At 60.8% G+C, this 23,494-nt stretch carries 28 protein-coding genes and 1 tRNA gene; 17 read left to right on the top strand and 12 right to left on the bottom strand.

From position 1 onward, the window contains the following. Positions 1–48 precede the first annotated feature (48 nt). The gene (locus tag ACP90_RS01615; RefSeq protein ID WP_208993428.1) at positions 49–1,575 is read right to left on the bottom strand and encodes a M48 family metalloprotease; all 1,527 of its coding nucleotides are present in this window, start codon (positions 1,573–1,575) and stop codon (positions 49–51) included. Then, positions 1,535–2,434, bottom strand: coding sequence for a hypothetical protein (locus ACP90_RS01610; protein ID WP_145915703.1), 900 nt, complete (start codon positions 2,432–2,434; stop codon positions 1,535–1,537). The genes ACP90_RS01615 and ACP90_RS01610 overlap by 41 nt, the downstream gene beginning before the upstream one ends. 382 nt (positions 2,435–2,816) lie before the next feature. Here ACP90_RS01610 and ACP90_RS01605 point away from each other — a divergent pair. Both ACP90_RS01605 and ACP90_RS01600 read left to right on the top strand, forming a co-directional pair. After that, positions 2,817–2,893, top strand: a tRNA-Arg gene (locus tag ACP90_RS01605). A gap of 168 nt (positions 2,894–3,061) precedes the next feature. Beyond that, positions 3,062–3,262, top strand: a complete 201-nt coding sequence (locus tag ACP90_RS01600) for a hypothetical protein (protein WP_062486229.1) — start codon at positions 3,062–3,064, stop codon at positions 3,260–3,262. 55 nt (positions 3,263–3,317) lie between these two features. Here the strand turns inward: ACP90_RS01600 and ACP90_RS28370 are convergent, their stop codons facing one another. The 3 genes from ACP90_RS28370 to ACP90_RS28575 all read right to left on the bottom strand — a co-directional run bounded on the left by ACP90_RS28370 (position 3,318) and on the right by ACP90_RS28575 (position 4,529). Continuing rightward, positions 3,318–3,464, bottom strand: a complete 147-nt coding sequence (locus ACP90_RS28370; protein WP_023002620.1) for a hypothetical protein — start codon at positions 3,462–3,464, stop codon at positions 3,318–3,320. Between the two features lie 332 nt (positions 3,465–3,796). Beyond that, on the bottom strand, positions 3,797–4,192 hold the full coding sequence (locus ACP90_RS28580) for an FCD domain-containing protein (protein WP_208993427.1): 396 nt from the start codon (positions 4,190–4,192) through the stop codon (positions 3,797–3,799). Beyond that, complete coding sequence (locus tag ACP90_RS28575; protein WP_286145721.1) at positions 4,092–4,529, bottom strand: winged helix-turn-helix domain-containing protein; 438 nt, start codon at positions 4,527–4,529, stop codon at positions 4,092–4,094. The genes ACP90_RS28580 and ACP90_RS28575 overlap by 101 nt, the downstream gene beginning before the upstream one ends. A gap of 149 nt (positions 4,530–4,678) precedes the next feature. Here ACP90_RS28575 and ACP90_RS01590 point away from each other — a divergent pair, with 149 nt between their 5' ends. The 3 genes from ACP90_RS01590 to acuI are packed head-to-tail and all read left to right on the top strand — an operon-like array spanning position 4,679 to position 7,149. Beyond that, positions 4,679–5,494, top strand: coding sequence for a DUF2182 domain-containing protein (locus tag ACP90_RS01590; protein ID WP_208993426.1), 816 nt, complete (start codon positions 4,679–4,681; stop codon positions 5,492–5,494). 10 nt (positions 5,495–5,504) lie between these two features. Continuing rightward, a complete protein-coding gene (locus ACP90_RS01585; protein ID WP_062486226.1) occupies positions 5,505–6,131 on the top strand; it encodes a DUF1326 domain-containing protein in 627 nt (208 codons plus the stop codon). Positions 6,132–6,156: 25 nt separating this feature from the next. After that, positions 6,157–7,149: an acryloyl-CoA reductase gene (gene acuI / locus ACP90_RS01580; protein ID WP_031270065.1), complete on the top strand. Its 993-nt coding sequence runs from the start codon at positions 6,157–6,159 to the stop codon at positions 7,147–7,149. 1 nt (position 7,150) lies between these two features. Here acuI and ACP90_RS01575 read toward each other — a convergent pair whose 3' ends face one another. Beyond that, on the bottom strand, positions 7,151–8,077 hold the full coding sequence (locus tag ACP90_RS01575) for a LysR family transcriptional regulator (RefSeq protein WP_062486223.1): 927 nt from the start codon (positions 8,075–8,077) through the stop codon (positions 7,151–7,153). 98 nt (positions 8,078–8,175) lie between these two features. On the opposite strand from ACP90_RS01575, the gene ACP90_RS01570 reads away from it, so the two are divergent. The 8 genes from ACP90_RS01570 (at position 8,176) to ACP90_RS01535 (ending at position 13,914) form a co-directional block, all read left to right on the top strand. Further along, positions 8,176–8,790 carry an NAD(P)H-dependent oxidoreductase gene (locus ACP90_RS01570; protein ID WP_055660082.1) on the top strand — a complete coding sequence of 205 codons (615 nt, stop codon included), beginning with the start codon at positions 8,176–8,178 and terminating at the stop codon, positions 8,788–8,790. 284 nt (positions 8,791–9,074) lie between these two features. Next, complete coding sequence (rpmI, locus tag ACP90_RS01565) at positions 9,075–9,272, top strand: 50S ribosomal protein L35 (protein ID WP_023002610.1); 198 nt, start codon at positions 9,075–9,077, stop codon at positions 9,270–9,272. Between the two features lie 26 nt (positions 9,273–9,298). Continuing rightward, positions 9,299–9,658: a 50S ribosomal protein L20 gene (rplT, locus tag ACP90_RS01560; RefSeq protein WP_023002609.1), complete on the top strand. Its 360-nt coding sequence runs from the start codon at positions 9,299–9,301 to the stop codon at positions 9,656–9,658. A gap of 210 nt (positions 9,659–9,868) precedes the next feature. Next, entirely contained in the window at positions 9,869–11,299 is a 1,431-nt protein-coding gene (locus ACP90_RS01555; protein WP_023002608.1) for an alanine/glycine:cation symporter family protein, read from the top strand. A 144-nt stretch (positions 11,300–11,443) separates the two neighbouring features. Beyond that, positions 11,444–11,971, top strand: a complete 528-nt coding sequence (locus tag ACP90_RS01550) for an MAPEG family protein (RefSeq protein WP_208993425.1) — start codon at positions 11,444–11,446, stop codon at positions 11,969–11,971. Positions 11,972–11,990: 19 nt separating this feature from the next. Continuing rightward, entirely contained in the window at positions 11,991–12,647 is a 657-nt protein-coding gene (locus ACP90_RS01545) for a 3'-5' exonuclease (protein WP_062486220.1), read from the top strand. A 325-nt stretch (positions 12,648–12,972) separates the two neighbouring features. Further along, positions 12,973–13,245 carry a hypothetical protein gene (locus ACP90_RS01540; RefSeq protein WP_031270062.1) on the top strand — a complete coding sequence of 91 codons (273 nt, stop codon included), beginning with the start codon at positions 12,973–12,975 and terminating at the stop codon, positions 13,243–13,245. 348 nt (positions 13,246–13,593) lie between these two features. Next, the gene (locus ACP90_RS01535; RefSeq protein WP_145915702.1) at positions 13,594–13,914 is read left to right on the top strand and encodes a hypothetical protein; all 321 of its coding nucleotides are present in this window, start codon (positions 13,594–13,596) and stop codon (positions 13,912–13,914) included. A gap of 15 nt (positions 13,915–13,929) precedes the next feature. Here the strand turns inward: ACP90_RS01535 and ACP90_RS01530 are convergent, their stop codons facing one another. Beyond that, positions 13,930–15,315 (bottom strand): multicopper oxidase family protein, encoded by a 1,386-nt coding sequence (locus tag ACP90_RS01530; protein ID WP_062486214.1) that lies wholly within the window; start codon positions 15,313–15,315, stop codon positions 13,930–13,932. 107 nt (positions 15,316–15,422) lie between these two features. Next, on the bottom strand, positions 15,423–17,018 hold the full coding sequence (ggt, locus tag ACP90_RS01525) for a gamma-glutamyltransferase (protein ID WP_062486211.1): 1,596 nt from the start codon (positions 17,016–17,018) through the stop codon (positions 15,423–15,425). A 134-nt stretch (positions 17,019–17,152) separates the two neighbouring features. Here ggt and ACP90_RS01520 point away from each other — a divergent pair, with 134 nt between their 5' ends. Further along, positions 17,153–17,584 (top strand): heme-binding protein, encoded by a 432-nt coding sequence (locus ACP90_RS01520; RefSeq protein ID WP_023002601.1) that lies wholly within the window; start codon positions 17,153–17,155, stop codon positions 17,582–17,584. Positions 17,585–17,781: 197 nt separating this feature from the next. Here ACP90_RS01520 and ACP90_RS01515 read toward each other — a convergent pair whose 3' ends face one another. Then, positions 17,782–18,282, bottom strand: coding sequence for a GNAT family N-acetyltransferase (locus tag ACP90_RS01515; protein ID WP_062486208.1), 501 nt, complete (start codon positions 18,280–18,282; stop codon positions 17,782–17,784). Between the two features lie 19 nt (positions 18,283–18,301). Further along, a complete protein-coding gene (gene phaR / locus ACP90_RS01510; RefSeq protein ID WP_023002599.1) occupies positions 18,302–18,892 on the bottom strand; it encodes a polyhydroxyalkanoate synthesis repressor PhaR in 591 nt (196 codons plus the stop codon). 295 nt (positions 18,893–19,187) lie between these two features. Between phaR and ACP90_RS01505 the strand changes: the two genes are divergently transcribed. Beyond that, positions 19,188–20,369, top strand: a complete 1,182-nt coding sequence (locus tag ACP90_RS01505) for an acetyl-CoA C-acetyltransferase (protein WP_031270058.1) — start codon at positions 19,188–19,190, stop codon at positions 20,367–20,369. 120 nt (positions 20,370–20,489) lie between these two features. Continuing rightward, positions 20,490–21,218 (top strand): acetoacetyl-CoA reductase, encoded by a 729-nt coding sequence (gene phbB / locus ACP90_RS01500; protein ID WP_023002597.1) that lies wholly within the window; start codon positions 20,490–20,492, stop codon positions 21,216–21,218. A 47-nt stretch (positions 21,219–21,265) separates the two neighbouring features. Here phbB and ACP90_RS01495 read toward each other — a convergent pair whose 3' ends face one another. Continuing rightward, complete coding sequence (locus ACP90_RS01495) at positions 21,266–22,009, bottom strand: DUF3299 domain-containing protein (RefSeq protein WP_062486206.1); 744 nt, start codon at positions 22,007–22,009, stop codon at positions 21,266–21,268. Between the two features lie 139 nt (positions 22,010–22,148). Between ACP90_RS01495 and ACP90_RS01490 the strand changes: the two genes are divergently transcribed. Beyond that, positions 22,149–22,790, top strand: coding sequence for a septation protein A (locus tag ACP90_RS01490; RefSeq protein ID WP_023002595.1), 642 nt, complete (start codon positions 22,149–22,151; stop codon positions 22,788–22,790). A gap of 210 nt (positions 22,791–23,000) precedes the next feature. Here ACP90_RS01490 and ACP90_RS01485 read toward each other — a convergent pair whose 3' ends face one another. Continuing rightward, the gene (locus tag ACP90_RS01485; RefSeq protein WP_023002594.1) at positions 23,001–23,423 is read right to left on the bottom strand and encodes a hypothetical protein; all 423 of its coding nucleotides are present in this window, start codon (positions 23,421–23,423) and stop codon (positions 23,001–23,003) included. Positions 23,424–23,494: the final 71 nt, after the last annotated feature.

The raw sequence follows: 23,494 nt of genomic DNA, 5'->3' as shown, positions 1-23,494 counted from the left end.
TCAGTTTTCAGCCAGACAAATGCCGGAGCCGAACCGGGAGAAAAACCGTCAGTCGACGATCAGCTTGATCGCCGTGCCCGTCGGGATCGCCTGATCGGCGTTCAGATCGTTCAGGATGGAGAAGAATTCCAGCCGCCGTGAAGGCTCGACACCGCTCATGCCGATCGCCAGTTTCCGCGGTGTATCGCCCGGCTTGGAGGTGACGACCTTGATCCGGAGCGAGCGCAGGCGGGCACGCTCGGTCGGCGACAGCTGCTGGAAGCTTTCCACCGTCTGGTGGAAATCCCGGTCGAACGTTTCATTGGGCGAGCGACTGGCAAAGATGAAGCGATACCCTGTCTTGCCGATCCGGATCACTGCGATGCGGAAGGACCAGCCCTGGGTGATGGCCGCCCCGGTAACCGCCGGCAGGCCGTTGATCGTCGTTTCGCGTACGCTTTCGGGCAGCAGTCCGTTGATCCAGCCGGAGTTCATGTAATCACGCAGGCCGGAATAGCTGCTGACATCTGCCCCGTCGAACCGGATCGCCGTGCCGTCGCCATTGCTGGCCAGAACTGCTTCGGGTGTGTTTTCCAGAATGTAGCCGGAAGGCACGGTGTAGCTGATGCCGAGCGCCTTGTGCAGGAACGAACGTCCACGGACGAACCCTTCAAGCGGGTCGTCGCCGAACAGCATGCCGTCGATCTGGCTGAGATAGCGGGTGCGGTCACGTTCGCCGATGCCCGGTGCACCGATCTGCCGGGCTGCGCGGATGGCGATCTGCAAGCGCTCTGGCGTGGAAGGGTGGGAAGACAGGAAGTCTGGCGCGGTCGAGCCCGACTTGTCGGCGGACTGGTAGCGGGCGAAGGCTGCCATGGACCGCAGGAACCGTGCAGCGGCATAGGGGTCGAAACCGGCCCTTGCAAGGGTCTTCACACCGATATCGTCGGCTTCAAGCTCCTGCACCTGGCTGAAGCGGGCAAAGGAAAGCTGCGACGAGATGATCGCCTTGCGGGCTTCCTCGCTGTCCTGCACCACGTCGGTCAGGATCTTGTTGGCAAGCTGCTTGGCTTCGGCGCGTTGCTGGCGCTTGATTGCGTGGTTCGCCGTCACATGCGCCATCTCGTGCGCCAGCACGGCGGCAACTTCCGACGTGTCGTTGGCAAGGGCGAGCAGGCCGCGCGTGACATAAAGATAGCCGCCCGGCAAGGCGAAAGCGTTGATGGCCGGCGAATTCAAAATGGTGATCTTGTAGCTCTGCGAAGGGTCTTCCGATGCCGCCACCAGCCGGCCGACAACGCTCGCAACAGCCCGCTCCGCCCCGGCGTCCTTGTAGACACCGCCATAGGTGGCCACCACACGCGGATGCTCACGCTCGCCGATATCGGCCGCAAGGTTGGGACGCAATGTACCGGGCGTTACCGTGGCAACGGTCGGTCCGTCACCCAGCAGCTGGCAGGAGGCCACCAGAAGCGCGGAACCGCCTGCAACAAGGTTGCGCAGCCAAGTCCGGCGCAGGCCGCGCCGCGCGGGCAAACATGCCGGCTGACGGAAATCAGTTGCTGCTTTGGCCGTCACGTCCTGCCCTTTTGTCATTCAGTACCACCAGTTGCTCCGGATGGCGGAGCACCATAGACGGTCCGTCCCTTTCCTGAACGGAGCCGCGTATTTCGACAACCTGCCCTTCCAGGGCATCCAGCGTCCAGCCGGATCGCCCGAGGGCCGTGTTGACGTCGTCCTCAGCTGAAGCCTTCAGCGTGACCGTGAAATCTGTTTTCCAGTATTTTCCGAAGTTCAGATAACGGGTGCTGCGCGTTTTTCCAAGGGAAACAATACGTCCTCTTGCAATAACATAGTGCCCGGAAGCGTCGCTGAAAGACTTTGGCGCGGCTGCGGAATAGACAAGACGCGGCGATGTCTCGCCCCAAAGGCCCGCTCGTGCCAGGCTTGCCTGCGTTTCCGCGGCCCGCAAGGCGTCTGCACACTCAGCTCCGGCATGACCCGGAGCAAAAATGGCAACGCCTGCCTTCAAAAGTTGCTCCTGCAGAAGCGCGGAATGGCCATCATCCGAAACGAACACCCAGCCGGGCGTTAGCCCCCAGCGGTTTTCCGGTCCAGCCGCGACTGCGGCCAGCTCCAGATCAGGCCGACTTTCCAGATAGGTTTGCAAGGTGTTCCGGCGGGCATCTTCGCCGCCCGCCTGTCCTGACGCCTGCACCGGCATCTCGATATCGCTCGCAAGGAAGCGGTCTCCGGCGGCGGACACGAACAAGGCTTCACTGCTGTCGAAGGTCACCTGAACGGTTTGTTCCCGCACCCCGGCGCAAACATCGGCAGCCGCGGGTATTTCCGGGCGCTCCACCGGCGCGCGCTCGTCAGCGGCTACGGCCTGGGTCAGCAGAACCGCAACGCAGCCGGCAAGCAACGGTGCGGCAGCCGTGCGCAGGGTTTTCACCCGCCCGGCTTTTCTCCATCCCGTTTTCTGTCGCCGTTGTGGCACGTCCGCTTCCTTCACCTTGTTGCGCAACCCTTTTCCGGAACGCTTCCTGCAGGCAGGCAGCGCAAGGCACACGTCACCCGACAACATGCATGGCATCGGGCAAGGCTGAGAAAGCGGTCACGATGATCCAAACTGCTAAGCAGCGAATAAGGCAAGTCCAAGACACGCCAGTAAAACGGCAGTAAAAATGAGGACAACGCGGGAGCAACCCCAAGGTGCGTCAGCATCCCCCTCGCCGCGCACCGGCGTCCTCGACAAACAATCCCCATCGGCAGCTACAGTCTGTTGCAGCCAGGGGTCGCCACGGACGTCAAATCATGCTAATCGACCGCATAAAGGCCCCGTAGCTCAGCAGGATAGAGCATCAGATTCCTAATCTGAGGGTCGCGCGTTCGAATCGCGCCGGGGTCACCAGTTTTCTCAACATTTCAAAAAAATCTGGAAGATCCAGAAAGCTCGAAACAGAACCTGTTTCCGATGGGCGAGATTATGTCTCGCATCGCTTAAAGATGCGCTCGGCTCGGTATGGAAGCTGGCGACTGCGAGGTCTATTGGCAGGCCATTTAGCCTGCTGAGGCGTTGATGATCGAAACAGAACGCTCTGAGTTTACTGAATGTGACTTTGAAGAGCTTGCCCCACGCCTTGCGGAAGAAATCGCAAAGGCCATCTCAACGAAACCCGCAAGCAATCCGGAGATCAGGGCACGCGCCCTTCAGATCTATCTCGGCAGAAAGGCGGAAGAAAGCTACGCGCAGGGTATGCAGCCGAAGCAGGTTTCATAAAACAAGTCTGAGCGCGCAGGCAACGGGCGCCTGCGCCGAACGTTTGTCGGTTGCCTTACGGCGTGACTGGCGTGTGCAGCGTCGTGACAGGGATGCCGGTGGCGACGGAGCCGTCGGTCAGGGCATGGCTGGGGTTGGCGGCCTTGGTGGCGGCGACACCGGCGAGGATCATGGCGACGACGGCGATGCTCCAGAATTTCATGGCACTGCTCCCTATGGTGAAGAGCGCTCCTGCCACGCAGGCGCAAGCTCTGTTCAGACCTGTACGCCCGGCCAGGGGTGACCGGGCGTACAAAAGCCGACCTTTTCAAACAGATGGCGCATCCGGTGACCGTCTCGGCAGACGTGGGAGGCAAATTCGCCACGATTCGAACTTCGACTTTCGTCTATATTAGACTTTAGGATGAGATTGAACAATGCCGTGGAGTTACTTATTCGGCAAGTATTTGACATGGCTTGGCTTTCAGGCTTGGCGCGACGGAAATCGCCTTCCAGCTTCGCATGGATAAGGACAGCCATCCCTGAAAAGGGGCGTTATGCGCTGCGCGGCTTGCGCCTTTGCGCCGCCAGTTCCCGCGTATAGGCCGACAGGGCGTCCAGATGCTGAGCGGCACCGGCGCTGTCGCGCGCGGCCAGCGCATCGGCCAGGGCCTGATGCAGGTCGGCGATCCGTTCGCGGTCGCGCAGGCGGTAGACCAGCATGTTCATGAGTGGCTGCATCGCCTCGAAGGCGGCCGACAACTGGAAAACCAGGATCGGGTTGTCCGTTGCCCGCGCCACGGCCGAATGAAAGGCGACGTCCGACGCGCAAAAGTCCTCGTCGCTTGTGTCACGGTTTCTCTGCCGGGAAATTTCGCGTGCAAGTTCGGCCAGCTGGTCGTCGGTGCGTTTTTTCCGCCGCCAGGGGCAGCGCGGCAGCTTCCAGCGCAAAGCGGGCCTCGATGGCGTCTTCCAGTGGAATGTCGTTCATGCCGATCAGGAGCCGCGTGGTCGTCATCAGGTTGTCCTGAGCTTCGGCCCAGGTCATGCGATTGACGAAAGCCCCACCGGAAGAACCCCGCTCGCTGCGGATAAGGTTCTGGGCGGCAAGCCGTTTCAAGGCCTCGCGAACAGTCGACCGCGACACACCGAAGCGCTCCGCCAGATCGGCTTCGCTCGGCAGGCGCTCCTCACCGGCAAGGCGACCTTCGAGAATGGCATTGCGGATGGCATTGGCGATCTGGACCGAAAGGCCCTCTTTTTGAATCGTGTTGAATTCAATCGCCAAAAGAACCTCCGAATTTTCGCCTGAACCCCGGCAAACCTAAAGAGACGACCCGACACGGTCAAACAAATTGTTTAAATGTCTGACAATTAAATGTTTGACTTTTAGAGACCGCCCCCGCAGCCTAGGAGAAAATTTATCGGGAGGATCGGGTGGACACCGTTGCGCGGCTCATGCCTGGCCACAGAGCGTTCTGGCTGACCTTTTATGCCGCCATTCTGGTGGCCTGGGCCATCCTGTTCGCCATGCAGGCAGGCGGCCTGAGGGAAACCACGGACTGGCAGCTTACCGGGCTACCCATGGGGCAGCCGCTGGAGGCATTCCTGTCCCTGTGCTCGGCAACAGCCGCCAATGCCGGCTTCGGGGTCGCCGCCCTGATGTGGGCCCTGATGGCCCTGGCGATGATGGCACCAACAGCCTTTCCAGCTTTTCGCACCTATGCGCAGCTGACACAGACAGCCGCCGCAGGCATCTTGCCGCTGGCCGCGCTTGTGGGTGGGTATCTGGCTGTCTGGCTCGGATTTTCGCTTCTGGCCGGTTCTCTTCAGGTCTGGCTGGCGGAACAAAGCCTGCTCGATCCATTCGGCAAATCTGTTTCCAACCCGTTGAACGCAGCCCTGCTGCTGCTGGCGGGGGCTTATCAGTTCAGCCGCCTCAAGCAGGCCTGCCTCAGCTCCTGCCGGAACCCGTTGACCTTTTTCTTCAGCCATTGGCAGCCGGGGGCCCGGGGCGGGCTTTCGCTTGGCCTCAGGCTTGGCGCCGTCTGCCTTGGCTGCTGCTGGGCCTTGATGCTGCTCGCGTTTGTCGCCGGGACCATGAATCTCGCCTTCATGGGAGGCGCCATGGTGCTGATGACACTGGAAAAACTTCCCGATATCGGCGCGAAACTTACCGCGCCGGTCGGCGTTTTCCTCATTCTGGCCGGACTGGTCGTTCTGGTTCTGCCGTTATTACCAATAACCATATAGGGAGAAAATCATGTCCGGCTGGGCCATCAGAGGAGAACTGATCCTCAACTGCAATTGCACCGTCTTCTGCCCCTGCGTGGTGTCGCTCGGCAAGCACCCGCCCACAGAGGGTTACTGCCAGGCCTGGGCGGGTGTGCGCATTGACGAAGGCCACTATGAGGGCGAGGACCTCTCCGGCCTAAATGTCGGCCTCGTCCTGGAAATTCCGGGCCTGATGGCCCGCGGCAACTGGAAGGCCGCCGCCTATATCGACCAGCGCGCCAGCGAAGCGGCCTATGACGGATTGATCAAGATCTTCTCCGGCCAGGCCAAGGGCACCACCGGCCTGTTCCGGGTTTTGGTCAGCGAGTTTCTGGGCGCCGAACGTGCCCCCGTATCCTACACCAACGAAGGCAAGAAACGCCGCCTGATCGTCGGCAAGGCGATCAAGGGCGAGGTGGAGCCTGTGCGCGGCGCCAATCCGGACGAGGATATCGTCGTCAAGAACACCGAATACTGGATGGGTTCGGACATCACGGTCGCCACCGCCACGCAAGGCCGCGTGCGCGCTTACGGCAGGGTCTGGGATTTTGACGGCAGAAGTGCTGAAATCTGCCAGATCGACTGGTCCGGCCCGGCGGCGGAAGCCGCCGCCTGAAACCGAAGAGAAAAGGGAACAGCTCATGACCTTCAAGGCACTGATTGTCGACAAGGACGAAGACGGCAAAACCCACGCCTCGATTGAGAACATCGACGTGAGCCGGTTGCCGGAAGCCGATGTCACCGTTGCCGTGGAATACTCCACGCTCAACTACAAGGACGGCCTGTGCCTTGGCCCGGGAGGAGGATTGGTTCGAAACTATCCGCATGTGCCCGGCATCGACTTTGCCGGAACCGTCGAGGAAAGCTCCGACGACTGGTACAAGCCGGGCGACAAGGTGGTGCTGACCGGCTGGCGCGTCGGCGAAGCGTGGTGGGGCGGCTACGCCCAGAAGGCACGGGTAAAGGGCGAGTGGCTCGTCCCATTGCCGGAAGGCTTGACCACGCGTAACGCCATGGCGATCGGTACAGCCGGCTTCACGGCCATGCTTGCGGTCATGGCGCTTGAGGAGCATGGGCTGAAGCCTGAAAACGGGCCAGTGCTGGTCACCGGTGCCGCTGGCGGCGTCGGCTCCGTCGCAACCGCCATTCTGGCCAATCTCGGCTACGAGGTTGCCGCCGTAACCGGACGCGAGAGCACCTGGGATTACCTGAAGTCTCTTGGCGCGGCCCGCGTGGTGCCACGCGATGACGTTGCCGAAACGGTCAAGCGCCCCCTGGAGAGCGAAACCTGGGCGGGCTGTATCGATGCTGTCGGCGGTCCGATGCTTGCACGTGTTCTCGGCCAGATGAAATACGGCGCATCCGTTGCAGCCGTCGGCCTAGCAGGCGGCGCCAATCTGCCGGCAACCGTCATCCCGTTCCTGCTGCGCGGCGTAAACCTGCTGGGCATCGACAGCGTCATGAAGCCGTATGACGGCCGCCTGAAAGCCTGGGAACGGCTGGCGAAAGACCTGCCGATGGACAAGCTGGAAGCGATGATCCACCCGGCAACCCTTGAAGACCTGCCGGCGCTTGGTGCCGACATCCTGAAAGGCCAGGTCAAGGGCCGTGTCGTCGTCGACGTGAATGCCTGAGTCAATCCCTTGCCCGGGTGGACAATGCGTCTGCCCGGGCGAACTCTGTCTTCAGAAAATCGATCATCACCCGCACCTTGAGTGGTAGATAGGCCCTGCTCGGATAAAGAATCCATGCGGCGGTTTCGAAGTTCGCCGGAGCACACGTGTGGCCGGGAAAGAGATCGACCAGCCTACCGTCTTTCAGGTCATTTGCAATCAGCCAGTCGGCCAGCAATGCCGGACCAAGGCCAAGCCTGGCTGCTTCGCGTAGCGCAAGCGCGCTTGAAATTGTCGTTCTGCCGGACACTTCCACATCGAAGGGCGCGTCATCCCCAAGCCTGAAGCGCCAGGCATTGCGAAAATCCGGCAATGCAAAACTCAGGCAATTTCGGGCAGACAGGTCACCCGGCGCTTCCGGATGCCCTTCCCTTTCAATATAGTCCTGCGAGGCCACCACCCGGTAATGGGTTTGCAGCAGCTTTGTGGAAATGAGATCGCCTTTCGGCGCCGCAGCCAGGCGGATAGCAAGGTCCAGTCCCTCGGCCAGAAGGTCGAGATTGCTGTCGGAGGGAAAAAGCTCGACCGAGATATCCGGGTACCGGTCGTGAAACACCGGCAGAAGCGGGACGATTCCTTCCAGCACGAAGGCAACCGACGCCGTCATGCGCAAGGTTCCCCGTGGCTGCTGGCTTCTGGCGGCAATATCCTCGTTCGCCGCCTCGATCTCCTCCACAAGCGGCGCAACCCGCTGGAGATAGGCTTCGCCCGCCTCCGTCAGCGACAGCTTGCGCGTGCTGCGCTGGAACAGCCTCTGACCAAGCTCCCGCTCGATTGCAGAAACCGTCCGGGACACATGCGAGGCATCGAGATCCAGCGCCCGCGCGGCAGCTGCCAGGCTGCCAAGGTCGCGGACGAGCAGGATTGTCTTGAGGGCTTGCAGATCCATTCATGCACAATAAGCACGAATATCCTGCGAGCCACAGTGTTTTTCCTCCACATGTGCAGAAATAACCTCCGGGCATCATCCAACCAGGAGATACCCGCATGACACTGCTTCTGCGCATCAATTCCAGTTCCCGCCAGACCGGCTCGCACTCCACCGCCATTGCCGATCATTTCGAGGCAAGCTACCGCCGCAAACATCCCGACTGCCGCGTCATCACGCGAAATGTCGCCGATGGCTCCATCCCGATCATCGGCCAGAAGACCATCGAAGGTTTCTATACCGAGCCCGCCTCCATGACCGAAGACCTGAAGGAAGCGACAGCCCTTTCCGACAAATTGATCGCCGAACTTCAGGAAGCCGACACCCTGCTGATTGCCGCGCCGATCTACAATTTCGCAGTTCCCGCGGCTCTCAAGGCCTGGATCGACCAGATCGTTCGTGTCGGGCACACATTTTCGTTTGACGGCAACAGCTTTCAGGGACTTGCAAAAACCCGGCGCGCGGTGGTGATTTCCGCCTATGGGGCCGAAGGCTATCTTGACGGCCAGCCCTTTGCCGCGGCCAACTTCGTGCAGCCTTACCTCAAGTTCCTGTTGTCGTTCCTGGGCGTTGAGGATATCCGCTTCATTGCCGTGCAAGGCACCGTCGCCGATCCTGAAAAGGTCTCTGCCAGCCTTCTGGCCGCCCGGCAGGAATGCGATCTGGCTGCCTGATCGGCCTTGCTGGCGTACACCGGTCTCCGCGGCCACTGCTTTTGCCGCGGAGGACCGTGCCGCAGATCTGGCCGAAACCGCCAAAAAAGGCGCGCAAACCGGTTGCATTCCAAGGAAAGCTCCCATATAAGCGCCCGGTCCAGAGTCGTCCGGCTCGTCGTGGACTGGTTTTCTGTGTTCTTGCGCAGACCGTTTTCGACAACCGAGGGCATGCCGTGTCGGCTCTGAATGCACCAACAAAAGAGTATCCGTTCTGAACGGATGCACCAAGGAAAGGATGCAAAATGCCCAAGCTGAAAACGAAGTCCGGCGCCAAGAAGCGCTTTAAAGTGACCGCGACCGGCAAGGTGAAGACCGCGCAGGCCGGCAAGCGTCATGGCATGATCAAGCGCACGAACAAGTTCATCCGCAACGCCCGTGGCACCACCACGCTGAGCGACCAGGATGCAAAGATCGTGAAGCAGTTCCTGCCCTACGCATAAAGCCAGCCCCGAAGGAGATCACCTAAATGTCACGCGTCAAACGGGGCGTTACCGCCCACGCTCGCCACAAAAAAGTAATCAAGGCAGCAAAAGGCTATTACGGCCGCCGCAAGAATACCATCCGCGTTGCCAAGCAGGCCGTCGAGAAAGCCGGCCAGTACGCTTATCGCGACCGCAAGGCCAAGAAGCGCAACTTCCGTTCGCTCTGGATCCAGCGCATTAATGCGGCAACCCGCCAGCACGGCATGACCTATGGCCGCTTCATCGACGGTCTGAACAAGGCCGGCATCGAAGTCGACCGCAAGGTTCTGTCCGACCTCGCCATCAACCAGCCGGATGCCTTCAAGGCCCTGGTTGATCAGGCTCAGGGCGCTCTGGCCGCTTAAGGCAGGCTTCCCGATCCGATTTGAAAAACGCGGTTCATTCGAGCCGCGTTTTTTGTTGCCTGGTGGCTGCCTATCAACCCGGCAATTCAAAGCTGCATTTTCAAGCACCTCTCTTTTTTATTGCAAACCCCGGAAATTGAAGCCTACCCTTCCGGTTCCGATGAGGCTGACCCTTCGTCAGCCTTGCGGAAAACAAGGAGGGTTGGATCCATGCAGCTTGTCGAGGCGTTCTTCGCCCTAATCGGCGACCTGACCTGGGGGTGGGCACTCATCCCGTTTCTCGTCGTCATTGGCATCTTCTTCACGGTCGTTACCGGTTTCGTTCAGCTACGCTTCTTCCTGCGTATGTTCCGCGTATTGTCTTCCAAGAACCAGTCGGGTGATCCCAACGCCATCTCTGCCCGCGAAGCCCTGCTTCTGTCTGTCGGCGGCCGGGTTGGCGGCGGCAACATCGCCGGTGTCGCCGTGGCGATCACGCTCGGTGGACCCGGTGCGGTCTTCTGGATGTGGGCCGTTGCCCTTGTCGGCATGGCAACCAGCCTGATCGAGTGTTCGCTCGCCCAGCTCTACAAGCGCTCCACGGGTGACGGCACCTATCGTGGCGGACCCGCCCGCACCATCATCCATGGCCTTGGCGCCGATTACCGCTGGCTTGCGGTGCTTTATGCACTCTGCCTCATGGCCTCCTTCGCCTTCGGCTTCAACGCCTTCCAGGGCAACACCGTGGCGGGCGCCGCGGAAGAAAGCCTCGGCATCGGCCGGCTGTGGACGGGCATAGGCCTGACCGTGCTGACCGGCCTGATCGTCTTTGGCGGCATCCACCGCATTGCAAAGGCAGCGGACGTCATCGTGCCGATCATGGCCGTCGGCTATATCGGCATGGCGCTGGTGATCATCCTTCTCAACATCACCGAGGTGCCCGGCGTCATCTATTCCATCGTTCTCAACGCCTTCGGGCTGGAAGAAGTGGTCGGCGGCGGCATGGGCGCAGCCCTTGCGCAAGGCCTGCGCCGCGGGCTGTTCTCCAACGAGGCCGGCCTCGGCTCGGCTCCCAACGTTGCCGCCACGGCGGAAGTCCGCCACCCGATCAGCCAGGGCATCACCCAGTCCTTTTCGGTCTTCATCGACACGATGATCATCTGCACCTGTACGGCGCTGATCATCCTGCTCGGCGATGTCTATGCGCCGGGTGCAGAAGGCGTTGACGGCGTCGTCCTGACCCAGCAATCGCTTGCCTCCCACCTCGGTGGCTGGACGAGCTATTTCCTGACCGGCGCAGTGCTGCTCTTCGCGTTCAGCTCCATCATCTACAACTACTACCTCGGCGAAAACGCCCTCAGTTCTATGACATCCAGCACCATGGCCCTGCACGTTCTCAGGGTCGCCGTGATGGGCGTCGTGTTCCTGGGGGCGACGGCACCGAATGCAACCTCGGTGTTCTTCTTCTCCGATCCGCTGATGGGCGTCCTGGCGGTCGTCAACCTACTGGCTCTGATGATGCTGTTCCCGACAGCCAAGCGGATCCTGGACGACTTCAAGAGCCAGCTTCGGGAAGGTGTCGCCCGACCGGTGTTGAACCCTGACAACTTCGCGGATCTCGACATCGACCGCAGCGCCTGGACCGGCAAGGCGCCGGACTGACGGGCTCAAAGACGATCTCTTGCACTGGCGCGGCCTCCTGGTCGCGCCAGTCGGTCTGCGCCGGGGCCTGCCAACACTTTTCTTTTGAAGCCCGGTGTGGTCCTGTTCCCGTGTCGGTTCCGTCAGCGAAAGCGAGGCAGCAGGTTGCCCCTGACAGCGAAACAACATGGCGTCATGAAGGGCATGATTGCGGCGGTAATCGTCGCGGCCACCGGGCTTGGCCTTGGCGCCGTTCAGTATCCGCAGGACTGGCTGCCGGACGGCTCGCCGCAAGCCCGCCTTACGCTGGCAGCCCAATGTCTGCTGGCCGGCGCTTTCTGGCTGCTTTTGTCGATAGGCCTTCTGGCGCGGCATCGCTTTTTCACACCGGAGGATATCGACGGCAGCGGACTGACCTCAGGCACCGAAAAGGCCAAGGTGTTGCAGTCCGTGCTCCAGAACACGCTGGAACAGACCACACTGGCCGCCCTTACCTACATCGCATTCGCAGCACTTGCCCCGGCCGGGTATCTCGGCGCTTTGCCTGCCGCCGCGCTCCTGTTCTGGTGCGGACGCGCTCTGTTCTGGAACGGTTATGAAAAAGGCGCAGCCGCCAGGGCCTTCGGCTTTGCCCTGACGTTCTATTCAACCGTTCTTCTGTTTCTGGCCGCCCTCGCTTTTTCCTTCTTTTGATCGGACGGACGTCTTTTTCATGCATCCCGTGATCATTTACGACTGCGAATATCTGACCGCGTCCGGCGCCATGAGCCGGCAATGGTGCGGTCCGCTGGATCCGGATCCGAATGTCGCCCAGATTGGCGCGGTGAAACTCTCGCTCGGGGGCGGTTATGACATTCTCGATACATTCAATGTCCTGATCAAGCCGAGGGACAGGTTCGGCAGGCACCCGAATGTAGATCCTTTCTTCACCGAGCTGACCGGCATTACCCAGGCGGACATCGACCGCGAAGGCATTGCCCACGCCGACGCACTCGAAAGATTCGCAGCCTTCGCAGAGGGGGCGAATTTCTGGTCCTGGGGCAAGGACGAACTCACCCTTCTGGCGATCAGTTCCTATATCGAGGGCCTGACACCACCTATCCCTGCCCACCGCTTCGGCAACGCCATCGGCCTGATCTTGAATGCGGGCACCCCCGTTGAGGATATGGGCAAAATGACGAGCGGTCGTCTGGCGGAGTATTTTGGCCTCGAGACGTCGGACGGGCGGCAACACGACGCTCTCGACGATGCCATGTCGGTTGCCGTAAGCCTGCAGCATCTTCTGAGGAGTGAGAAACTGACCGCCGAAGACTTCGCTCTGCCACTCGCGGTCCGGCTGCCACAACTGTCGGAACACCGTTCAGCCTGAGTCCTCCCCCCGCAGGTCAAACCTGATTCCCTTTGCGGTCAGGACTTGCCCCTGCCTGCAATGGGCCGGTTCCGGTTACCACCGCTATCCCCACTTCCCGCTGAAAAGTGTCCGATTTTGCGCCACTGCATTAACGATTGTTAATGCTGATCGGCGGTTTTCTGCGGACAAAAAGTTAACAAGAGGTTAACGTGGCACGGTGATTGCGACGTTTCAGGTGAGGCAGCCTTGGGCGTGCCATTCTGAAACAATGAGGCGTTAAATCGTGCGAGTTAACCCGGTTTCTTCTGCAGGTCGTGCCAATGTGAGGCGGAAGCGTCCCTCCGTGGGAGAGACGGAATCCGAGCGGCAGGCGACCTTTGACACGTATCTCCCCGTTCCCGTGGAACCGGAGCTTGAGCGCGAGCAGATTGCCTTCAGCGCGCGCTACCGCCCGAACTCTATTTTCCTCGCCCATCTGATCGCGACGCGAGATGGAGAGCCCCAGACAAGGTTCCGCAGGCAAACAGAACCTCTCACCGGCGTGAACTCGTATCGGGCAACTGCTGCCCTGCCACGCCAGCGCCCTGCCGGCCGACTGCTCAAGACCGAGCGCTAGGCCAACCTGTTTTAAAGTTCCAGAAGTACCACTGGAGACCTTCAACCCGGGGCATTGCTCCGGGTCTTTTTTGGTTTGGCCGAGCATGCTTCAGGTGAGGATCCTGGAGGGGGCATATCAGCCGGACTGCAGAGGCTGGAGGCAGAAGCACCGCGGCAAATGACGGCACCGGGAACAAATTCTGCCGACAACCGTTACCTCTACACAGCAGCGGGCAAACCCCTCACCCGTCAAAGTGTGACGCGCGTCACATTTTTCTGTTGTCAGAGACCCTATATTGAAAAACAGATCCGGACTCCCCGGACCTCCGAAAGACTGGCCACGGACTGGCCCACCCCGGAGACTGAAATGCAAGTAAGACCTGTATCGGCCATCCATCCCATGCGCATCCGGCAGAAGCCGGTAACCGCTCCGACTGAAAGAACCGGCTTCCGTTCGACCTCAAATGGTCAGTTTGGCGCTCTGGATGTCGTCCCCGCACATCTCGCCGCACAGGCTTCTCAGCGTGACGCCTATTACGGCGCCCATGCCGAATATGCCACCCAGCTTCTGGCCGGAGACTCGTTTGACGAGCAGACTTGGCTGGAGCGCCGACAGCATGTCGCGCAATATGCATCTGCCGCCGAAGACGGCGACGAACGCTCCTACACGATCTCCCTGTCTGCCTGACCTGTCTGAAAACGCTCAGGCTTCTACACGCAGGAAACCGGCCAAGCCGGTTTTCTGGTGTTCGATCACATGACAATGGAATGCCCAGTCGCCTGGATTGTCGGCAACCAGGGCCACTTCCATGGTTTCTTCTTCCAGAAGCAGCGCGGTATCCGTCACCAGCGGCGGCAGCTTGCGCTTGTTCGACCGCAGCAACTGGAACGACATGCCGTGCAGATGGATCGGATGATCGTTCGGTGATTCGTTTCGGAAGCGCAGGATGTAGGACTTGCCGTGCCGCATGGTCGCCAGCGGATCGAACGGCCCCGGCACATCCCCGCCCCAGGCCACCCGGTTGATCGACCAGAAGGTATAGCCGAGCGAACCACAGATGCTGGCCTGCGGCGCATCCCCGCCCGGAGACCAGCCGAACACGAAATCCAGAACCTCGGCATTGGCAAGGTCTGCCTGTGGCACAGGGTTCGGCTTGAGTGGCTTCAGTTCTCGCAGGTCCCTGCCGGCTGACGCGCCCTTGGGCTGGAACGTCGCCAGCACCTTGTCGCCATTCGGCTTTTTCAGAACAAGCGTGGCGACCTCGTCTTCACTGTCCGGCACACGCAGGGCAACATCAGCCCGCTGGCCGGGCGCAAGCACGATTTCGTCCATCGCCACCGGCTGCGGCAACGGGTTGCTGTCGATTGCGATCACCAGCGCCTCGGCACCGGAAACTGTATATCTGCCGACCCTTGTGAGATCGGTGACAGCCAGACGCAGACGCACGAGAGAGCCCGCGGCAAGTTCATAAACGGGCTGTGGTTGCCAGTTGACCGTCGAAACGGTTCCGAGCGTGCCGCCTCGCGCGGCATTGCGAGGCTTGTAGAAGGCAATGAACTGGCCGTCGCCCCCAAGCCGGAAATCACGAATATTCAGTGGCAGGTCGCTGTCGAAGCCGGCATCTTCCTCGTCTTCCACCACGATCATCCCGGTCATTCCCCGGGCGATCTGTTCCAGCGTGTTGCAGTGCGGGTGGTACCAGAAGGTGCCGGCGTCAGGCGGCGTGAACTCGTAGCGGAACGCGTTTCCCGCCTCGATCGGATATTGGGTCAGATAGGGTACGCCATCCATGTTGTTGGCGATCCTGAGCCCGTGCCAATGCACCACCGACGCTTCATCAAGCGCGTTCTTCACGTCGATCGTGGTGGTCTGCCCCTTGCGGAACCGCAGCACCGGTGGCGGACCACTGGGGCTGAAGCTCATCATGTCAGCCGTGACCGTTTCCGGCAGCACCGAATGATTGAGCCTTGAAAGGGTCAGGCTGTGCTCAGCGGCCAGTGCCTGCCTGGCACCAAGTCCACCGGCTGCAAACGCCGTCAGCGCGCCGGCGCCGCCAAGCAGGATCTCCCGCCTCGAAAATCCGGGCATATTGAAAACCTCATATGATTATCGGCGCGTCCAACCGCACCAAACACCCGTGAGGCGGCGATCACAAGGTTCAAATTGACGCGGTCAGGTGGCCGGCCGAAGCCGGGTCAGTAGCCTCCGGCATGCCCGTCCTTGCGTGGATCGGAGCCTGCGGTCAGCAAGTGCCGGGCCTTGTCGATCATGATGGCCTGGGACCCACCGATCGGGCCGGACGCCGGAACGACGGAATGGCCCAGCGCACGAAGGCCGTCGAGCGTGGACGGTGGCACCAGTCGTTCCGCCTGCAGTTCGTGGCTGGCGATGTCGAAGAACATCCGCGGGAAGTCGATGGCGGCCTGAACATCCATGCCATAGTCGATGATGTTGGTCAGCACATGAGCATGGCCACAGGCCTGGTAGTGGCCACCCATCACGCCGAAGGACAGGAACGGCGCGCCTTCTTTCAGCACCATTGCCGGGATGATCGTATGCATCGGCCGCTTGCCGCCGTCGATGGAATTGGCATGTCCCGGCTCGGCCCGGAACGAACTGCCACGGCAATGCAGCAGCACACCGGTTTCCGGAGCGACAATGCCGCTGCCGAACCCGCTGAACAGGGAATTGATGAAGGAAACCGCAAGTCCGTCCCTGTCGACGATCGTCAGGTAGACCGTATCCGTCTGCGGAGCCAGCACACTTGCCGGGACCGAGTCCATCCGCTTGGTCAGCGACACCTGCCGGGCAAGCTGGTCGATATAATCCGCGCCGATCAACCGTGTGTGGCAGACATCCATATAGCCCGGGTCGGTGATGAATTGCTCCCGGACGCCATAGGCCAGACGCGCGGCTTCCATTTCCAGGTGGAAACGTTCCGGACCGAGCGGATCAAGGCTTTCCAGGTCGAACTGTTCCAGAATACCGAGCATGATCAGGGCAACGATCCCCTGCCCGTTTGGCGGCAATTCGGCCACCGTGTGGCCCTTGTAGTCCCTCAACACCGGTGACACCGCTGTCGTGTGGCAAGCGGCCAGATCGTCCTGGGTCATCAGCCCGCCGCGTGACTGCAGCGCGCTCACGATGTCGTCGGCAACAGGGCCAGAATAGAAAGCATCCGCCCCGCCCTCGGCAATTGCCGCGAGAGTGTCTGCCAGACGCGGATATTTCAGAACCGTGCCGGTTTTGGGTGCTTCGCCCTTGATCAGGTAGCGCGCAGCCGAAACCTCGTCGGCGCGCAGCTTGTCGACATCCCCTGCCCAGTCGCGCGCAACACGCGGGGCAACCGGAAATCCGTCGCGGGCATATTGAATCGCCCGTTTGAACAGGGATTTGAAACTCTTGGTGCCATGCGCCTTCAGCAACGTTTCCCAGGCCCGAATGGCACCGGGTACGGTCACGGCATGGGGCGACGTGTCGGTGATGTCCTTGACGCCAAGCTCTGCAAGCTTTTGCGGTGTCGCGGCCCGCGGGGCTGCGCCTGAGCCATTGAAACCCGTCAGGCGTCCATCCGGCTCCATGACAATGGCAAAACAGTCGCCGCCGATACCGGTCATATGCGGTTCGACAACACATTGAACGGCAACTGCCGCGATCGCGGCATCAACCGCATTGCCACCTGCCTGAAGCACTTCCAGAGCCGCGCTCGTTGCCAGCGGATGAGAGGTCGCAGCCGCTGCTTCGCGTGCAAAAACCGGGGACCGGCCCGGGGCCTGAAAATCACGCTTCACTGAATTCCTCCTGGCCGAAGTGTCTTTCTTTCCGAATCGCAGCAATAGCTTCTCGGGAATGTCGCCTATTCGCCAATGCCATGTTCTGTTAGCAAATCGGTATCGCGGTCAGCACCTTAAGGAGAAGTGGGAAAATGCGCAAACTGACATTATCAACGGCAGAGACCATCATTTCTGCCGCTTTTGAAAAAGCAGCCGAGCTGAATCTGAAACCGCTTACCGTTGCTGTCCTCGATGCGGGGGGTCATGCCATCCTGCTCAAGCGGCAGGACGGATCCTCGATCATGCGTCCGCAGATCGCCACGGGCAAAGCGATCGGTGCACTCGCCGTCGGCACCGGCACCAGATGGCTGAACGCCAATGCAGAGTCCCGTCCGCATTTCGTCAACGCTCTGAACGGCGTTTCCGGCGGGGCCATCGTACCGGTGCCCGGCGGCGTTCTGGTGAAGAACGACGAAGGCGAAACCCTTGGCGCCGTCGGCATTACCGGCGACACGTCCGACAATGACGAAGCCTGCGCAGTCGCCGGCATTGCCGCTGCAAGCCTTGTTGCCGACTGCGGCTAAGGAAAGTCTCTTCCACTCGACGCCCTCTTGACTGGCGCCAGTGTCAGAGTTCTGAAGGATGGGCCGGTTGCTATCCAGCAAGTCGCCCATTTTTCGGAACGGGCTCCCGGCGCTCATCAGGATGGGTGCCAGTGTTTGCCCGGCCGATCAATTCCGGGCTTCGGCACCGTCCCGGAAAACAGGTCGCCTACTTCCGCTCACGCAGTTTCCAGGGCTTTGCGGTAGATATCCAACGGCCCCGAAGCCGATTGAAGTGTTTTGACCTGCTGCCAATCCCGTCTGAGGACGAGCGACCCGGCCGTTGCCGTTGCAGTCAGAATTTCCGGAAATCCGATCCTGGTGGCTTCCCGTTCTGCGGCAGCGATCAGCTTGATGCCGATACCTGCTTTCCGGAAATCGCGATGCACAAGCAATGCGGTCAGCCAGGCGCCGGGATAAAGGTCCGACCCCGGCGAGGTATCGCGCAGGGAGACCGTTCCCAACGGCCTGCCATCTCCGTCCAGCGCAACCAGACAGCGCGGCAGGCGAGCATTTGGCAGAAGGCACTTTTCCAGATCTTCCCGCGCATCGCCGGGTTGCCCCGGGCCATACCAGTCGGCCCACTCCTCGACAAACCACGTCTCGAGGATTTTCAGCAACACGGGATCATCGCCAAGCGCAATGATGGCGACGGTCATGCGGTCCAGATCACGGCTCATTGCAGGTCGCGTAAACGCCTCAGGACTTCTCGCTGAGCTGGTTGATCTTTTTCTGCATGTCTTCCAGCTGGCGCTTCATGTCGTCGAGATCGTTTCCGCCGGACTTTGCAGGCTTGGCCTGGCTCGCCGGGTTGGCAGTCGCAGCCGGATCTCCCCCTGCGGCCGGAAAGGGCATGAACATCTTCATGGCCCGCTCGAACATCTCGGTGTTGCGCTTGACCTGGTCCTCGATGGCCTCGAACGCCGTTGCGCCGAAAGCTTCGCTCATTTGCGAACGCAGCTTCTCCTGCTCCTTGGTGAGCGAGGTCATGGAATATTCCAGGAAGCTCGGCACGAGGCCCTGCATGCTGTCGCCGTAAAAACGGATCAGCTGGCGCAGGAACGTGACCGGCAGAAGATTCTGCCCCTTGCCTTCCTGTTCGAAAATAATCTGGGTCAGGACCGACCGGGTAATATCCTCACCGGACTTCGCGTCATAGACGACAAAGTCCTCCTCCCCCTTCACCATCACCGCCAGGTCCTCAAGCGTGACGTAGGTGCTGGTGCCCGTGTTGTACAGGCGCCGGTTGGCGTATTTCTTGATGATTGTCGGCTCGTTGGTCTTGGCCATCCGTGAATTCCGCCTATCAGCCTTGTGGCTAGTTTCCCATTTGACGACAAGGCTTTCGCAGGCCTGTCATCTCCTCCGTGTAAGAGACTAAGCCAATCGTATCGGATCGTGCCAGCCTTTTTATGTGCGCTGACGAAAGGATTATACCGCAAATGCGAAAACAGGCCTTCGATACGGAGTGTTACGGTTGACACAAATCTCAGCGCAGTTTCTAGTCCATGCATAATAAGCATCGACAGGTGCCCCTGCGGCACCAGTCCACTACGGCCAATTTGCCTCAAGTCTGGAGAGTATGATGAGCGCTTTCACCGATATCGTCATTGTCAGTGCGACCCGCACGCCCGTGGGGTCGTTCAATGGCGCCTTTGCCAACACCCCGGCGCATGACCTCGGTGCCATTGTCATGAAGGCGGCCATGGAACAGGCCGGCGTCGAAGGCGGCGACATCGACGAAGTCGTGTTTGGTCAGGTTCTGACGGCCGGTCAGGGCCAGAACCCGGCGCGTCAGGCTGCCATCAAGGCAGGCATTGCCGATAGTGCGACGGCCTGGACGCTCAACCAGGTCTGCGGTTCCGGTCTTCGCACCGTTGCCATTGCAGCGCAGCAGATCATTTCAGGCGACGCCACCATCATGATGGCAGGCGGCCAGGAAAACATGTCGCTGTCGCCGCACTGCGCCCATATGCGCGCCGGCTACAAGATGGGCGACTACAAGATGATCGACACCATGATCAAGGACGGCCTTTGGGATGCCTTCAACGGCTACCACATGGGCCAGACCGCCGAGAACGTCGCCGAAAAGTGGCAGATCAACCGCGACCAGCAGGACGAGTTCGCAGTTGCTTCCCAGAACAAGGCGGAAGCTGCCCAGAAGGCCGGCAAGTTCAAGGACGAGATCACCGCGGTAACCTTGCAGGAACGCAAGGGCGAGCGCGTCGTTGCCGATGACGAATATATCCGTCACGGCGCCACGCTGGAAAGCGTCGCCAAGCTGCGCCCGGCCTTCACCAAGGACGGTTCCGTGACCGCCGCCAACGCCTCCGGCATCAACGACGGTGCAGCCGCCATTCTGGTTATGAGCGCCGCCGAAGCCGAAAAGCGCGGCCTGAAGCCGCTCGCACGCATCGCCTCCTGGGCAACTGCGGGTGTCGATCCGGCAATCATGGGCTCCGGCCCGATCCCGGCATCGCGCAAGGCGCTTGAAAAAGCCGGCTGGTCCGCTGCCGACCTCGATCTCGTGGAAGCCAACGAAGCCTTCGCTGCTCAGGCTTGCGCGGTCAACAAGGACATGGGCTGGAACCCGGACATCGTCAACGTCAACGGCGGTGCGATTGCCATCGGCCACCCGATCGGTGCGTCCGGGGCTCGCATCCTGACCACCCTGCTGCACGAAATGAACCGCCGCGACGCCAAGAAAGGCCTTGCAACACTGTGCATCGGCGGCGGCATGGGTGTCGCCATGTGTCTGGAGCGCTAAGCCGCAAAGGGAAAGAAGGATCATGGCCGGGCCTCCGGCCATGATCGGGAACAGCAAACAAGACTGAATTGATGTCAGAGAGCCCAAAGGGCCCGGAACTGGAAGTCAGGAGGAAGGGGAATGAGCAAGGTCGCATTGGTCACGGGTGGTACGCGCGGTATCGGCGAAGCAATTTCGCGGGGTCTGAAAGACGCAGGCTACACCGTGGCGGCCACATATGCCGGCAACACCGAAAAGGCCGAAGCCTTCAAGGCCGAGACCGGTATCCACGTCTTCAAGTGGGACGTTTCCGATCCTGACGCCTGCGCGGCAGGCATTGCCCAGGTGGAAAGCGAACTGGGTCCGGTGGAAGTGCTGGTCAACAATGCGGGCATCACCCGCGACGGCATGTTCCACAAGATGAGCTTCGAGCAGTGGCGCGAAGTTCTGTCGACGAACCTCGATTCCATGTTCACCATGACCAAGCCGGTGATCAACGGCATGCGGGAACGGTCTTCGGGCCGCATCATCAACATCTCTTCCATCAATGGCCAGAAGGGCCAGATGGGCCAGGCGAACTATTCCGCGGCCAAGGCCGGCGTGATTGGCTTCACCAAGGCTCTGGCGCAGGAAAACGCTTTCAAGGGCATCACTGTCAACTGCGTCTGCCCGGGTTACATCAACACCGACATGGTCGCCGCCATGCCGGAAAAAGTGCTGCAGTCGATCATCTCCGGCATCCCGGTCGGCCGCCTCGGCCATCCGGAAGAAATCGCCCAGACGGTGGTCTACCTGGCGTCCGACGCCGCCGCCTTCATGACCGGTGCGGTGATGACCATCAACGGCGGCCAGTACATCGCCAACGGCTGAGCCCAAAGGCTCAATCACAGGAAAAGGCGCCCGTTGCGGCGCCTTTTTTATGGGTGCTTCCAGGAGTTTTCCGGAACGGGCCCCTTGAAGAACTTCCAGATCCGGCTCATCGGGTCCGGGGTGGTCTCCTCACCCAGGCTTTGGGCGCCTGTGACCACCATCTCGAAGGCCGCGATCATGTCGACCTGACCGTCCAGAAGCGTGATTTCCTGGCGGGTCGTTTTCAACGACAAGCGCCCGGTCAGCCGGACCGGTTCATAGACATACTCCGCCCTCCAGCCTGTCGACAGCCGGTACCGGATCATCTGGTTGGGATCGGGCGCCGGCATGTGGCTGCACATGCCCTGTTCGGGAACCAGATAGCCGGCGATTACCTCATCGCTGCCGGGTTCCTGCACGGGGATCACATACCCGGTAATCTCGATGTCCCTCCCGGCCAGAGCCTTGTTGCCGGCAAGCGACGCAGCAGCCCGTTTCTTCGCAACCTCGAAGCGTTGCGACAGCAATTTGTCCGTCGGCACGCCGGCCGCTGCAAGCTGGGCTTCTTCCTGCTGAAGACGACGTTTCAGCGCTGAACGGTCCGCGTCAGTCTCAGCCGTCTCGTCCAACTGCTGGCGAAGCCGCAGCACCGTGCCCAGCGACCGCAGCTCTGTGCCGCTGAGCGCGGCAAAGGGGTCCTCATAGGCTGCGGCCTCCGGATCCTTGAGCTGGTCCCAACGAACAGGCATCGCCGCGAAGGCAGAGACCGTAAACAGCAAGGTGGCCGCGAGGCATAGCATCCAACGTTTCATCTTCACGCTTCCCGGTGCCTCTCTACTGGCCCTGAAATTTTCCGGCTCTATTTTCCGAATCGGACCGGGGTCCTTGACCCTGGCACCCTCCATCACCTATGTCCGGAAGCAGACTTCCTGAACAGGATAACGGAAAAACATGGAATTCGAACACGCCCCGAACGACCCCACCCGCAAGGAACTTTCCCCGCTCCTGAAGCTGGCGCTGGAATTGGGACCGCTCGGCGTGTTCTTCCTGTTCAATGCCCGCGGCGAACAGATCGCGGCGGCCTTTCCGGTGCTGCAACAGGTCGGCAAGCCTATCTTCCTGGCAACCGCCGCCTTCATGGTGGCCATCAGCATCTCGCTGGTCGTGTCACTGTGGCTGACGAAGCGCCTGCCGATCATGCCGCTGGTGTCCGGCGCGGTGGTTCTGGTTTTCGGCGCCCTGACGCTGTGGCTGCACGACGAACTGTTCATCAAGCTGAAGCCGACCATCGTCAACTGCCTGTTCGGCACGGTTCTGCTGGGCGGATTGCTGTTCGGCAAGGCGCTGCTCGGCTACGTCTTCGACAGCGCCTTCCGGCTGACGGACGAAGGCTGGCGCAAGCTGACATTCCGCTGGGGCGTGTTCTTCTTCGTGCTTGCCGCGATCAACGAGATCGTCTGGCGCAGCTTCTCGACCGATTTCTGGGTCAGCTTCAAGGTCTTCGGCATCATGCCGATCACCCTTGTCTTCACCCTGACCCAGCTGCCGCTGATCCAGAAACACGCGATCGTCGAAGACGGCAAGGACGCCTAGCCGTTCCGGTCTTGCTCCGCGCCCGTCATTCCTGACAAATGCAGCGAAACGCTGCACGCCGATCCGGCAACCGGATAACGACGTGTGCAAAGCGAACCCATTCTCCTCAAATGTGGACAGCGCTAAAACGCAAAGGAATTCCGCTTGCCGGTTCTGCGCTCGGCCGCGTCACCCTTGTCCGGAATAGCGGCGGTTGGCAGGCAAGCGGTCTTAGTGCACGTCCCCATGGCCGAAGGAAACGTCCCGCCGTGCGCCGGTGATGGAAATCGAGAACCCGGCGATCACGTCGATCAGCGAGATCGCCATCAGGATGAAGAACAGCGACGTCGCCGCGGGCTGCAGCACCAGGAACTCCACCAGGTAGGCGACGAAAACCAGCACCGAGAACATGTGGTCCAGCAGGGCCGTCGTGCCGATGCGGGTCGCCTTCAGAATTTCGATGAACAGGAAGAACAGCCCGACGGTGATGAGCAGATCGCTCGCCAGAAGCTCGAAGGTTGCGCCGGAAACCATCTGTATGGTGATCATCGGCTGCGCCCAGAAGCCGGGCTCTCCCGCGCCCACCGTGAAAGCAAGGGCGTTATAGATCAGCAGCGAGAAAAGCGTGAAAGGAACGGCTGAAAAAAGGCGCATGAACGGCTCCCGAACTCTAGGACACCCGAAGCGGGCAGAAATCGGAGCGAGCTGACACGATCTTGATAGCC

The organism is Labrenzia sp. CP4, assembly GCF_001579905.1.
Lineage (GTDB): Bacteria > Pseudomonadota > Alphaproteobacteria > Rhizobiales > Stappiaceae > Roseibium > Roseibium algicola.
Note: the sequence above shows the minus strand (reverse complement) of the source record. Positions and strands in the feature narration are given on the sequence as shown.